16 protein-coding genes and 1 tRNA gene are annotated in these 12,363 nt (G+C 58.4%); 1 reads left to right on the plus strand and 16 read right to left on the minus strand.

The genetic code is table 11. The features are described from left to right. Positions 1-622: 622 nt before the first annotated feature. From AXG89_RS03925 to AXG89_RS03955, 7 genes are all read right to left on the minus strand, one after another. Positions 623-698, minus strand: a tRNA-Thr gene (locus tag AXG89_RS03925). A gap of 18 nt (positions 699-716) precedes the next feature. Then, positions 717-1,223: a ClpXP protease specificity-enhancing factor gene (locus AXG89_RS03930; protein WP_062000424.1), complete on the minus strand. Its 507-nt coding sequence runs from the start codon at positions 1,221-1,223 to the stop codon at positions 717-719. A gap of 64 nt (positions 1,224-1,287) precedes the next feature. Continuing rightward, the gene (locus AXG89_RS03935; protein ID WP_031362199.1) at positions 1,288-1,899 is read right to left on the minus strand and encodes a glutathione S-transferase N-terminal domain-containing protein; all 612 of its coding nucleotides are present in this window, start codon (positions 1,897-1,899) and stop codon (positions 1,288-1,290) included. Positions 1,900-1,995: 96 nt separating this feature from the next. Next, positions 1,996-2,751: a cytochrome c1 gene (locus AXG89_RS03940; protein WP_062168090.1), complete on the minus strand. Its 756-nt coding sequence runs from the start codon at positions 2,749-2,751 to the stop codon at positions 1,996-1,998. A gap of 88 nt (positions 2,752-2,839) precedes the next feature. Continuing rightward, on the minus strand, positions 2,840-4,222 hold the full coding sequence (locus tag AXG89_RS03945) for a cytochrome b (protein ID WP_062000426.1): 1,383 nt from the start codon (positions 4,220-4,222) through the stop codon (positions 2,840-2,842). Continuing rightward, complete coding sequence (gene petA, locus AXG89_RS03950) at positions 4,222-4,842, minus strand: ubiquinol-cytochrome c reductase iron-sulfur subunit (protein ID WP_062168092.1); 621 nt, start codon at positions 4,840-4,842, stop codon at positions 4,222-4,224. The genes AXG89_RS03945 and petA overlap by 1 nt, the downstream gene beginning before the upstream one ends. A 205-nt stretch (positions 4,843-5,047) precedes the next feature. Further along, positions 5,048-5,794 (minus strand): Nif3-like dinuclear metal center hexameric protein, encoded by a 747-nt coding sequence (locus AXG89_RS03955; RefSeq protein WP_062000428.1) that lies wholly within the window; start codon positions 5,792-5,794, stop codon positions 5,048-5,050. A gap of 20 nt (positions 5,795-5,814) precedes the next feature. On the opposite strand from AXG89_RS03955, the gene AXG89_RS03960 reads away from it, so the two are divergent. Then, a complete protein-coding gene (locus tag AXG89_RS03960) occupies positions 5,815-7,044 on the plus strand; it encodes a S1C family serine protease (protein WP_062168094.1) in 1,230 nt (409 codons plus the stop codon). 90 nt (positions 7,045-7,134) lie between these two features. Here AXG89_RS03960 and tatC read toward each other — a convergent pair whose 3' ends face one another. The 9 genes from tatC to hisA form a co-directional block, all read right to left on the minus strand. Next, a complete protein-coding gene (gene tatC, locus AXG89_RS03965; protein ID WP_062000430.1) occupies positions 7,135-7,935 on the minus strand; it encodes a twin-arginine translocase subunit TatC in 801 nt (266 codons plus the stop codon). 69 nt (positions 7,936-8,004) lie between these two features. Further along, on the minus strand, positions 8,005-8,538 hold the full coding sequence (tatB, locus tag AXG89_RS03970) for a Sec-independent protein translocase protein TatB (RefSeq protein ID WP_062168096.1): 534 nt from the start codon (positions 8,536-8,538) through the stop codon (positions 8,005-8,007). Between the two features lie 70 nt (positions 8,539-8,608). Continuing rightward, positions 8,609-8,836: a Sec-independent protein translocase subunit TatA gene (gene tatA, locus AXG89_RS03975; protein WP_056355605.1), complete on the minus strand. Its 228-nt coding sequence runs from the start codon at positions 8,834-8,836 to the stop codon at positions 8,609-8,611. Positions 8,837-9,003: 167 nt separating this feature from the next. Continuing rightward, positions 9,004-9,366 (minus strand): histidine triad nucleotide-binding protein, encoded by a 363-nt coding sequence (locus AXG89_RS03980; protein WP_062168098.1) that lies wholly within the window; start codon positions 9,364-9,366, stop codon positions 9,004-9,006. Positions 9,367-9,414: 48 nt separating this feature from the next. Further along, the gene (locus AXG89_RS03985) at positions 9,415-9,807 is read right to left on the minus strand and encodes a DUF4870 family protein (protein WP_062168100.1); all 393 of its coding nucleotides are present in this window, start codon (positions 9,805-9,807) and stop codon (positions 9,415-9,417) included. 42 nt (positions 9,808-9,849) lie between these two features. Further along, a complete protein-coding gene (locus AXG89_RS03990) occupies positions 9,850-10,230 on the minus strand; it encodes a phosphoribosyl-ATP diphosphatase (RefSeq protein ID WP_062168101.1) in 381 nt (126 codons plus the stop codon). Beyond that, complete coding sequence (hisI, locus tag AXG89_RS03995; protein ID WP_062000436.1) at positions 10,230-10,643, minus strand: phosphoribosyl-AMP cyclohydrolase; 414 nt, start codon at positions 10,641-10,643, stop codon at positions 10,230-10,232. Before hisI ends, AXG89_RS03990 begins: the two co-directional genes overlap by 1 nt. A gap of 3 nt (positions 10,644-10,646) precedes the next feature. Next, positions 10,647-11,420 carry an imidazole glycerol phosphate synthase subunit HisF gene (gene hisF, locus AXG89_RS04000; protein ID WP_062000437.1) on the minus strand — a complete coding sequence of 258 codons (774 nt, stop codon included), beginning with the start codon at positions 11,418-11,420 and terminating at the stop codon, positions 10,647-10,649. 166 nt (positions 11,421-11,586) lie between these two features. After that, positions 11,587-12,339: a 1-(5-phosphoribosyl)-5-[(5-phosphoribosylamino)methylideneamino]imidazole-4-carboxamide isomerase gene (gene hisA, locus AXG89_RS04005; RefSeq protein WP_062000438.1), complete on the minus strand. Its 753-nt coding sequence runs from the start codon at positions 12,337-12,339 to the stop codon at positions 11,587-11,589. Between the last annotated feature and the right edge of the window lie 24 nt (positions 12,340-12,363).

The following is a 12,363-nucleotide window of genomic DNA, read 5'->3' on the forward strand; positions in this document are numbered from 1 at the left end:
ACGTACTGACAAGTTCCTCCCATCTTTCCATCTCTGAAAAGACGCTCAAAACCTACCTTAATACTAGTGTGAGACTTGATACTTTCGCTTCACGGCAGCGCCCCGAAAGACACCACCACACTCCAAAGCAAAACACCAAGCGCCCACACTTATCGGCTGTTAGTTTTTAAAGAACATTCACCAAAACCGCAGCATCCCATCCCTCAGAACACCACCGCTTTCGCGTCGCTGCGTTTGCAGCACAGAAACGAGATTATGTAGAACGTTTCGCTTTTCGTCAACAGGTTTTTTACCGCATCGTGACAAACTCCAAATCACGACCACCTGGACCTCGATTCCTGCGAGGGCCGTCCTGCATGGCTCTCCAGCTACCGGAATAGAACTGCGAATCCCCTACTTCCCGCTTCTCTTCGCCTCACCCAGAAGCGAAGAGGCCGAATTCTAGTGTGCCCTCACGGGCTGCGCAAGGGGTTTGTGAAAAGAATATCAAGCCGCAGGCGTTCCCTAGGGAATGGATCAGGAACGCGGCGTAAGCGCTGCGTCGAGGGACGCAAAGAAAAAACCCCGCGGACCGTTGCCGGGCGCGGGGTTCAATTACATCTGACTACTTCTTGAAGCTATCTGGTGCCGGCTGCAGGACTCGAACCCGCCACCTTCTGATTACAAATCAACTGCTCTACCTGATGAGCTAAGCCGGCGAAGTCAGCGATATTACTTCATTTGACGACCTTGAGGTGAGCCCGGCCAGTGGATTTTGATCCATCGTCGTCGGGAGGCAACTCGTCGTCATCTCGTGTTGACGCGGCCGGTTCACGGCGTTCTATCCGCTCGGCGCCGCTCTCGTCCGGACCCAATTCCGATGAACGCGGTCCATCCAGACCCGAGACATCGGGCGCCGCGCCCAGTGCTGCGGGATCGACCGGAAACGCCATGCCCTGGCCATTTTCACGCGCGTAGATAGCGAGCACGTTGGCGACCTGCACCTCGATCTTGTGCGACTTGCCGGAAAACCGCGCGCTGAACTCAATCCACTCATTGCCCATCTGCAACTGGCTCGTCGCCTCGAAGCTGATGTTGAGCACGATCTCGTCGTTACGCACGAATTGCCGCGGCACGCGCGTTCCGTTATCCACACGAACTGCTATGTGCGGCGTGAAGCCGTTATCCGTGCACCACTCATAGAGCGCGCGCAACAGATACGGCTTGGTGGAGATTTCTTGCATCGGCTTGTCCTCTATCGATGCGAAACGCCGCCAGTCGACCCGGCGCGCTCCGCGATCGGATACGTCAGCGACGCATCACTTTTTCCGAAGGCGTCAGCGCTTCGATATAAGCCGGCCGGCTAAAGATCCGCTCGGCGTACTTCATCAAGGGCGCGGCGTTCTTCGAGAGCTCGATGCCATAGTGATCCAGGCGCCACAGGAGCGGCGCAATGGCGACGTCGAGCATGGAGAACTCTTCGCCGAGCATGTACTTGTTCTTGAGAAAGATGGGCGCAAGCTGCGTCAGGCGATCGCGAATCGCGTTGCGCGCCTTCTCGTGATTCTTTTCGGCGGCTTTGCCCTTTTCGTTCTCGAGCGTGCCGACGTGCACGAACAGCTCTTTCTCGAAATTCAGCAGGAACAGGCGGGCACGCGCGCGCTGGACCGGATCGGCGGGCATCAGTTGCGGATGCGGGAAACGCTCGTCGATGTATTCGTTGATGATGTTCGATTCGTACAGGATCAGGTCGCGTTCGACCAGAATCGGCACCTGGCCGTACGGGTTCATCACTGCGATGTCTTCGGGCTTGTTGAACAGGTCAACGTCGCGGATTTCGAAGTCCATGCCCTTTTCGAACAACACCAGCCGGCAGCGCTGGGAGAACGGGCAAGTAGTGCCGGAGTACAAAACCATCATGATTAAAAGTCCCTTCAGAAAACATAAGGGCCAGCGTGCGAAAAGCGCCTTCTGCGAGGCGCTTTGTCGACGCTGACCCACACCGATCGCGGCGTGTTATTTAATCTGCTTCCAGTATGCCGCGTTGAGGCGCCATGCGAGAAAGCTCAAAATTCCCAAGAACATCAGGACCCAGACGCCCAGCTGTTTTCGCGTCTGCTGCGCCGGTTCCGCCATCCACGAAAGGTACGAAACCAGATCGGCCATAGCCGAATCATAATCTACTGGCGACATTGTCCCCGGAGTGACTTGGGTATAACCCGCGAAATGTTTCACCTTTTCGCCAGTTTTTTCGTCGACTTCGGTGTCGAATTTTGCGGTGCGCGTGCCCTGCAACTCCCACAGCACATGCGGCATTGCAACGTTTTCATACACCCGGTTGTTCCAGCCGGTCGGCCGGGTGTCGTCGCGATAAAAACTGCGCAAATACGTGTAGATCCAGTCCTTGCCGCGCGCCCTCGCCTCCACCGACAAATCCGGCGGCGCCGAACCGAACCACGCTTTTGCATCGTCCGGACGCATGGCGACGGTCATCGTGTTGCCGATCTTGTCCGTGGTGAACAGCAAGTTCGCCTGGATTTCCTTCGGATCGATGCCAATGTCCGTCAGCCGGTTGTAACGCATCAAATTCGCGCTGTGGCAATTCAGGCAGTAGTTTACAAACAATTTTGCGCCATGTTGGAGCGAAGCGAAATTTTCCGAACTGTCGGGCGCGGCGTCGAGCTGCGGGTTTTCTTGCGCGTGCGCCGGCGTCAAGCCGAACGCGACCAGCGACGCCCCGATCAGCACGAGGGCAGAGAGCCATTTTTTCATCGTTGTGTCTCCTGTGTCGACCAGAGTTGGCGCTGAGCGCCTTACCCTGATCCCATGCAATCTGGCTGCGGCCATATCCCAAGCGAGGTCAATGCGGCTTGAACTGAACGCGGTCAGGCGGCTGCTTGAAGCGGCCGCGCGTCGTCCAGAAAGGCATGCCGAGGAAAAAGCCGAAATAAATCAGCGCGCATATCTGCGCAATCAACGTGCTGGCCGGCGACGGCGGTTTTGTGCCGAGATAGCCGAGCACGAAGAACGCGAACACAAAGACGCCGTAGAAGACCTTGTGGAAAAGCGGGCGGTATCGGATGGATTTGACCGGGCTCCGGTCAAGCCACGGAAGGAAGAAGAGCGATACCACCGCCGTTCCCATCACCACCACGCCCCAGAATTTCGATTCGGTCAGCGCCATGAACACGATCACGAGCAACGCCAGCACCGGCAAGCCGAAGCGCCACTTGCCGCGCCCGCGCAACAACGCCAGAACGCCAAGCAACGCGATGATCACCATCAGCACGATCTTGAACGGATCGGTGGTCGCGCGCAGCATTGCGTAGAAGGCGGTGAAGTACCAGACCGGCGCGATTTCGTTTGGCGTCTGCAGTGGGTTCGCCGGAACGAAATTGTTGGCTTCCAGGAAGTAGCCGCCCATTTCCGGCGCGAAGAACACGATCGCCGCGAAGATGAACAGGAACACGCACACACCCATGAAATCGTGGACCGAGTAGTACGGATGGAACGGGATGCCATCGAGCGGAATGCCCTTCTCGTCTTTCTTCGCCTTGATTTCGATACCGTCCGGATTGTTCGATCCGACTTCGTGCAACGCGACCAGATGCGCGACGACCAGCCCGATCAGGACCAGCGGGATGGCGACCACGTGGAACGCGAAAAACCGGTTCAGCGTGACGTCGGATACGACGTAATCGCCGCGAATCCAGAGCGACAGATCCGGGCCGATAAACGGGATGGCCGAGAACAGGTTCACGATCACCTGCGCGCCCCAGAACGACATTTGTCCCCACGGCAGCAAATAACCGAAGAACGCTTCGGCCATCAGGCACAGGAAAATAGCGCAGCCGAAGATCCAGACAAGTTCACGTGGCTTCCGATACGACCCGTACATCAGTCCACGGAACATGTGCAGATAGACGACGACAAAGAACATCGACGCGCCCGTGGAATGCATGTAGCGGATGAGCCAGCCCCATGGCACCTCGCGCATGATGTACTCGACCGATGCGAACGCCAGCGTCGCGTCGGGCTTGTAGTTCATCACGAGGAAAATGCCGGTGACGATCTGGATCACAAGCACCAGCAGCGCAAGCGAGCCGAAGAAGTACCAGAAGTTGAAGTTTTTCGGCGCGTAGTACTCGGAGACGTGCGCTTTCCAGGTCGATGTCAGCGGAAAACGCCTGTCGATCCAGCCCAGGAATCCGCTTGTCTCAACGTCTTTGTCGGTCGTCGCCATTACGCTTCTCCCTTTTCGTCCTTGCCAATCACGAGTGACGTCGCCGAGGTGAACATGTACGGCGGAATGTCGAGGTTCTGCGGCGCTGGCTTGTTCTTGAAGACGCGGCCGGCCATGTCGTAGGTCGAACCGTGGCAGGGGCAGAGAAAACCGCCGGGCCAGTCATCGGGGAGATTGGGTTGCGCGCCTTCCTGGAAGCGCGGCGTGGGTGTGCAGCCGAGATGCGTGCAAACGGCGACGGCAACGAACAGGTTCTTGTGCTCCGGGCGCGAGCGGAATTCGTTGTTGCAGTATTCCGGCAGCGGCATCGTGAATTCTTTTTTCGAATGCGGATCGGCGAGTTCGGGATCGGCTTTCTTCACGTCGGCGAGCATTTCCTCGGTGCGGTTCACGATCCACACCGGCTTGCCGCGCCAGGCGACAGTCATCATGTCGCCAGGCTTGAGACCGGATATATCTACTTCGACCGGCGCGCCTGCCGCCTTGGCTTTTTCCGACGGTGCAAACGAACCGACAAACGGAATGACAGTGGCTACGCCACCGAGTCCGCCTGCTACGGTTGTCGCAATCAGCCAGGTCCTGCGGCCGCCGTCGACGCGTTGATCTTCGTTGTCTCGCATCACACGCCCCACTTCTGAGTTGGATTTATACCGTCAGTCCGTTCTACCGACGCTAGTGTGCGCGAATGGAGTCGTCATTTACAAGAGTTGAATAGCAAAAAACGCTCGAAGTCCTTCATTCTTAAGGGTTTCCCCGCACTTTTCAGTCACTCTTGAATGAAGGGGTTATTTACGGAGCATCATTAATTATTGCAGCGCAAGATAATCAGACGGGATTATCGATATCAATAAACACGTGCTCGATATCGAAATGTTCGGCCACATGGGCGCCGAGTGCCTGAACGCCATAACGCTCGGTCGCATGATGCCCGGCCGCAACATATGCCACGCCGCTTTCCGCCGCGATGTGCATGGTCTGCTCCGACACTTCGCCGCTAATGTAGACATCGGCGCCGGCGGCGATCGCTTCATCGAAGAAACCTTGCGCGCCGCCCGTACACCACGCCACGCGACGCAATTCCATATCCGGGTCGCCGAACACGAGCGGCTTGCGGCCGAGCTCGTTCTCGACTGTCGCGGTGAAGTGTTCGAGCGACAGCGACATGGGCAATGACGCAATCCAGCCGAGGTCCTGGTCGCCGAACCGGTTGTCCGCGATCAATCCGAGCCGCGCGCCGAGTTGCGCGTTGTTGCCGAACTCGGGATGCGAGTCGAGCGGCAGGTGGTAGGCAAACAGGTTAAGGTCGTTGGCAAGCAGCGTTTTCAGCCGCTGATATTTGCGTCCCGTGACCTGCGGCGCCTCGTTCTTCCAGAAATAGCCATGATGCACGAGCACAGCGTCCGCGCCCCATTCGATCGCGGCTTCGAGGAACGCCAGCGATGCCGTCACGCCCGTCGCCAGTTTCCCGACGCGGCGCGAGCCTTCAACCTGCAATCCGTTCGGGCAATAGTCCTTGAAGCGTCCTATTTCCAGCAGATTGTTCAGATACAATTCGAGTTCGATCCGATCCATGAATTCCTCTATTCCATCAAATGCTTAGACGCTTCTGGCTGTTTTTTGCCCAAGCGGTGACCGTGCTGTTGGCGCTGATGTTCATCGTCGCGACCTTGAAACCGCAGTGGCTTCAACGCCAGGGAACGTTCGGCAAGCAACTCGCCGAACCGATCGTCGCGTTGCAGGAAGTGGCTCCCAGCATTGGTTCCCGGCCTGCTCAGTCGTCGTATGCGGATGGCGCGCAAAAAGCGATGCCCGCCGTGGTCAACGTTTTTTCCAGCAAGGACGGCACTTTGCCGCCCGACCCGCGCGCGAAAGATCCGTTGTTCCGGTACTTCTTCGGCGATAAAAACAAGCGCAAAGGCGACGAGACGCCCGCGTCGAATCTTGGTTCAGGCGTGATCGTCAGCTCCGAAGGCTACATTCTAACGAACCAGCATGTCGTCGACGGGGCGGATCAAATTGAAGTTGCACTCGCGGACGGCAGGACGTCATCGGCGAAGGTGATTGGTGTGGATCCTGAAACCGACCTCGCCGTGCTGAAGATCAACATGACGAACCTGCCGACCATCACGCTCGGCCGCATGGACCAGACGCGCGTGGGCGACGTGGTGCTTGCCATAGGCAATCCGTTCGGCGTCGGGCAGACGGTGACCATGGGGATTGTCAGCGCGCTCGGGCGCAATCACCTCGGCATCAACACCTTCGAGAATTTCATCCAGACGGACGCCGCGATCAACCCAGGTAATTCGGGTGGCGCGCTCGTGGATGTGAACGGCAATCTGCTCGGCATCAATACCGCGATTTATTCGCGCAGCGGCGGCTCGCTCGGAATCGGCTTTGCGATTCCGGTATCGACTGCGCGCAGCGTGCTAGAAAGCATCATCACGACGGGAACGGTCACGCGTGGATGGATTGGCGTGGAACCGCAGGACGTGACGCCGGAAATCGCGGAATCGTTCGGACTCGACCAGAAGTCCGGCGCAATCGTGGCGGGCGTGCTGCAAGGCGGCCCCGCCGACAAAGCCGGCATCAAGCCAGGCGATATCCTGATCAGCATCAACGACGACGCCATCACCGACACGACGCGTTTGCTGAACGTCGTCGCGCAGATCAAGCCAGGGACATCGGTGAAAGTTCACTTGATGCGAAAGAGCAAGGAGCTGGACCTGAATGTGGTGATCGGCAAGCGGCCGATGCAGCCCAAGGCGCCTCAATCACCGGACGACGAAGGCGGCGACCAGGGCGGAGATCAGGGCGACGAGTAAGTAACTTATCCGGACGATGCAAATCAAAAGGCCGTTCCAACTCGACGTTGGAACGGCCTTTATGCTTTAGGTTAGCTGATGACAAACCGCTTACTCGGCATCCCTTTTGGCGTCCTCGGTGGCTTCCGCTTCCTGCACCTTGATTTTGTCCTTCCCGACTATGACTCGCGCTGCAATGATGCCCACCTCGTAAAGAATGATCAGCGGGATGGCCAGAATCAATTGGGAGAACACGTCCGGCGGCGTCACGACCGCTGAGATCACAAATGCGCCAACGATCACGTACGGCCGGATCTGCTTGAGCTTCGCGATCGTCACGAATCCCATGCGTGCCAGGATCACCACGATGATCGGGACCTCGAAGGTCACGCCGAACGCCAGGAACATGGTGAGCACGAAGCTCAGGTAATTATCGATATCCGTCGTCATTTCCGCGCCGAGCGGCGCGTTGTAATGCGCCATCACGCGGAAAATGGTCGGGAAGACGACGAAATACGCGAACGCCATGCCGCACAGGAACAGGAAGTAGCTGCTTCCGACCAGCGGCACGACCAGCTTCTTCTCGTGCTGATACAGCCCGGGCGCAATGAACGCCCAGATCTGATACAACACGATTGGCAACGCGATCACGAGCGCAACCATCATGGTCACTTTCATCGGCACGAAGAACGAGCCGGTGACGTCCGTGACGATCATCTTGCCGTCCTTCGGCAAGTTCTGCATCAGCGGCCGGGCGAGCAACCTGAAGATATTGGGCGCCCAATAAACCAGGCCGATAAACACGACGATGACTGAAGCGCCTGCGCGGATGATGCGGTCACGCAGTTCGACCAGGTGCGAGATGAACGTCTCTTCGACGGCCTCGTCTTTAATCTGTTGCGGGTCGCTCACGCCGGCCCTCTGCTGGGATTCATCGATGGAAGGGAAGTTGGTGTTCGCGAATTCAAAGCGGCTGCGTCATCAGAAAAACCGCGTCGGACGGCGCAGCGTTTCTGGCGTATGCCGCGCTACACGCGCCGCGCCCGACTGAACGCGCGTCTTGCGTAACGACGTACGCTTATACCAGTTTGGAATGGCACTCTGCTTGACGCGCCAGTTCTTGCGCTTGCCGGACGACGTGCCGCTGTCCAACGATGACCGCCACGTGTCGCCCGAAACATGCGTCAGATCCGGGTCGCCGCCGCCCGCGACGCTGTCGGAAACCGACGTGCCCTGCTTCCAGGCATCGTTGAGTTCGTTCTCGTGCTGGCGCAGGTTGTCGTGAATCGTGTTCTCCACATTCGACGCCGCCGTCTCGAACTCGGTACGCATCTTCTTCAGCTCGTCGAGTTCCATCTCACGCGAGACTTCGGCCTTGACGTCGTTGATGTACCGCTGCGCGCGCCCGAACAGCGCACCGGCCGTCCGCGCCACGCCGGGCAGACGCTCCGGCCCGAGCACTACCAGCGCGACGACGCCGATCAGCGCCATTTTGGTCAGACCAAGGTCGAGCATGGAATCGAAGATCCTGAAGGTGACGAATGAATACGGCTGGAACTACACGGAGAACCGAGCCGGGCTTGGCTTACCGGTAGTCGCTCGAGCGCGTCTTGTCCTTCGCTTCCACGTCCACCGCGCCGTTGCGCGGCAGTTCGCGCTGCTCGGCCGGCGTCTCGCCTTCCTTCATGCCTTCCTTGAATCCCTTCACCGCGCCGCCCAGATCGCCGCCGATGTTACGCAGCTTCTTCGTGCCGAAAACCAGCGCCACGATCAACAACACGATCAACCAATGCCAAATGCTCAACGAACCCATGACTGAAAACTCTCCTTGGCTTCACCGGGATTGCTGCCCGCAGCGAAGAATGTGGACCTTTCGGCCCGAGTCGGAGCACTGACGCTCCGCTGATTAAACCGACAGTTTGCGCGCGCAATATTGCGATGAAAAGACGCTTTCGATTTCATTACATGAAAACAGCCTTCCTAGCCCATCCGGCGCCACGGCCGCTCGCCCGCAAGAATATGTGCGTGAATGTGATAAACCTCTTGCCCGCCACCCGGCCCAGTATTGATGACCGTACGAAATCCTGTGTCGCCGCCGGTGTATGAAACGCCGAGTTCCTTGGCAAGGCGCGCCGTCAGGCTCAGCATTCTACCAAGCAGCGGCGCATCGGCTTCGGTACAGCTCGACAGTGTCTCAATATGTTTACGCGGAATCACCAGCACATGGACGGGGGCGGCCGGATTGATATCGTGGAAAGCAACGAATTCATCGTCCTCATGGACTTTCTTGCTCGAAATTTCTCCCGCGGCGATCTTGCAGAAAATACAGTTCTCTTGGCTCATGTGTCTCGCGGGTAAATCCCGGTTATCAGTGCGCGGTTAAGTTCTGGTTCAAACCCAGGCGCGCGGTTGCAACGGCTTGTTCTCGTACAAAAACAGCCAGCCTTTTATGACCCGATACAAGGTCCAGATTCCGACCACGGCCAGAACGGGAAAACCGATCAGTACCCAGATCAGCGCAACGCCGATCACATGCCCGAGCAACGCCCACCAGAAAGTGCGGATCTGCCACTGGAAATGCGCTTCATATGGCGTCCCGACGACATCGTCGCGTTTCAGGTAATTGATGATGATCGCAATCAGCACCGTCAATCCGCCGGTCAGCCAATAGGCCGCATAGAGCGCGTACAGCACGTGAGTCAGGGTGCGCAGTCCGCGTAGCCGCTCGGAATCGGCCGGGTTCTCGTAGACGGGCGGTGGATAAGGTTCGTACGGCTGATTCATTTCATCCTCCAGATGCCCTTCGATGCGAACCGGCGCCGCTTTTCAGCGGCCGTTTTCGTCCTGCTCGCGGTCGCGGGACTTGCGCAACGCTTTCTCTTCGATCCCCGACGTACCTTCGCGCCGCTCGAGTTCCGCGATGACTTCCGCTGGACCGAGATCGAAATGAGACAGCATCACGAGACAATGGAACCACAAGTCGGCCACTTCACCGACCAGCGCGTTGGGCGCACCACCGTGCCGAGCGTCCTTGGCGGCCAGCACGACTTCGGTGGCTTCTTCGCCGATCTTCTTCAGAACGGCGTCGTCACCTTTATGAAAGAGTCGTGAAACGTAGGATTGTTCCGGATCGCCGCCCTTGCGGCTGTCGATAATCGCCGCGAGGCGCAGCAACGTGTCTTGCGTGGAAGTCGTGGATTCGGTCATTACTTGTAGATATGTTCGGGGTCCATCAAGACCGGTTCTACGGCGAGCCAGTCACCCGTTTCCACCGATCCTTCGAATTTTTGGAAAAAGCACGAATGACGGCCGGTATGGCAAGCGATGCCCGATACCTGCTCGACCTTCAGCAATACGACGTCTTCGTCGCAATCGAGCCGGACTTCGTGAACGTGCTGCACGTGTCCCGACTCCTCGCCCTTGAACCACAGGCGTTTGCGCGAGCGCGAGTAATACACGGCGCGCTTCAATTCGATGGTCTTTGCCAACGCCTCGCGGTTCATCCACGCGAACATCAGCACGTCGCCCGTGGCGGATTCCTGCGCGATCACCGGCACGAGACCGTTGTCGTCCCACTTGACCTTGTCGAGCCAGCCCGACGCTTCAGTTTGTGCAGTCACCGCTTAAATCCTCACCGATATACCCTGATCCGCCATGAAGCGTTTTGCTTCGCCGACCGTGTGTTCGCCATAGTGGAAGATGCTGGCAGCAAGCACCGCGTCGGCGTGACCTTCGGTGATGCCGTCGGCGAGATGCGCAAGCGACCCCACGCCGCCCGACGCAATCACCGGAATCGAGATCGCGTCCGATACCGCCCGCGTCAACGCAAGGTCGAAGCCGCTCTTGGTGCCGTCGCGATCCATGCTGGTCAGCAGGATTTCCCCGGCGCCGTACTCCGCCATCTTGCGCGCCCATTCGATCACATCGAGCCCGGTGTTCTTGCGTCCACCGTGCGTGAACACTTCCCAGCGCGGGGTTTCGTCGCCAGTGCTGACGCGCTTGGCGTCGATCGCGACCACAATGCACTGCGAACCATGTTTATCCGATGCGTCGCGCACCAGTTGCGGGTTCGACACCGCCGATGAATTCATGCTGATCTTGTCCGCGCCCGCGTTCAGCAGCCGCCGCACGTCTTCGACAGCCCGCACGCCGCCGCCAACGGTCAACGGAATGAAAACCTGCGACGCCACCTGTTCGATGATCGGCAGGATCAGATCACGTTGATCCGAAGTTGCGGTGATGTCGAGAAACGTGAGCTCGTCGGCGCCTTGATCGTCGTAGCGACGGGCAATTTCCACGGGGTCGCCCGCATCGCGCAATTCGAGGAAGTTGACGCCCTTGACCACGCGGCCAGCGGTGACGTCGAGACACGGGATGATGCGTTTAGCGAGAGCCATAGTCTTGCAATTGCCGTTTTGCTGCGAGTGTGAATGCTGACGAAGGCGCGGCGGTTTCAGACTTGAAACCGCCATCGGGAAAAGATGCTGCGTCGGCGCAAATGCGCATTGAGCGGCCATCAAAGACGCTGGCGGCTTGAATGAAGCGCCGCGCAGCAATGCTGCTTCAGGCGTCGTCCGCTTCGCGCAGTTTGTCGGCGCGTGCTTGCGCAGCGGTGAAATCCAGGTCGCCCGAGTAAATCGCGCGGCCGCAGATTACGCCTTCAATGCCTTCGTCTTCGACTTCGCATAACGAGTCGATATCGCCGATATTGGACAGGCCGCCGCTTGCGATCACCGGAATCTTGACGGCTTGGGCGAGCCGCACAGTCGCTTCGATGTTGATGCCCTGCAGCATGCCGTCGCGGCCAATGTCCGTGTAGATGATCGCTTCACAGCCGTAATCCTCGAACTTGCGGCCGAGGTCGATGACTTCGTGACCGGTCAGCTTGCTCCAGCCGTCGGTTGCGACCTTGCCGTCTTTCGCGTCCAGACCGACGATGATATGGCCCGCAAAAGCAGTACACGCGTCTTGCAGGAAACCTGGATTCTTGACCGCCGCCGTGCCGATGATCACGTACTCCAGACCATCGTCCAGATAGCGTTCGATGGTATTCAGGTCACGAATCCCGCCGCCGAGCTGCACCGGGATGTCGCTGCCGACTTCCTTGATGATCGCGCGGATGGCGTCTTCGTTTTTAGGCTTGCCGGCAAATGCGCCGTTCAGGTCGACGAGATGCAGCCGCCGCGCGCCTCGCTCGAGCCAGAGCCGGGCCATTGCCGCCGGATCTTCGGAAAAAATGGTCGCCTGGTCCATATCGCCTTGTTTGAGGCGTACGCACTGACCGTCTTTTAGATCGATGGCCGGAATGAGCAACATAGAAATAGCGTTAAAGGAAAGGGT

The sequence above is a fragment of the Burkholderia sp. PAMC 26561 genome (assembly GCF_001557535.2).
In the GTDB taxonomy this organism is placed as follows: Bacteria; Pseudomonadota; Gammaproteobacteria; order Burkholderiales; family Burkholderiaceae; genus Caballeronia.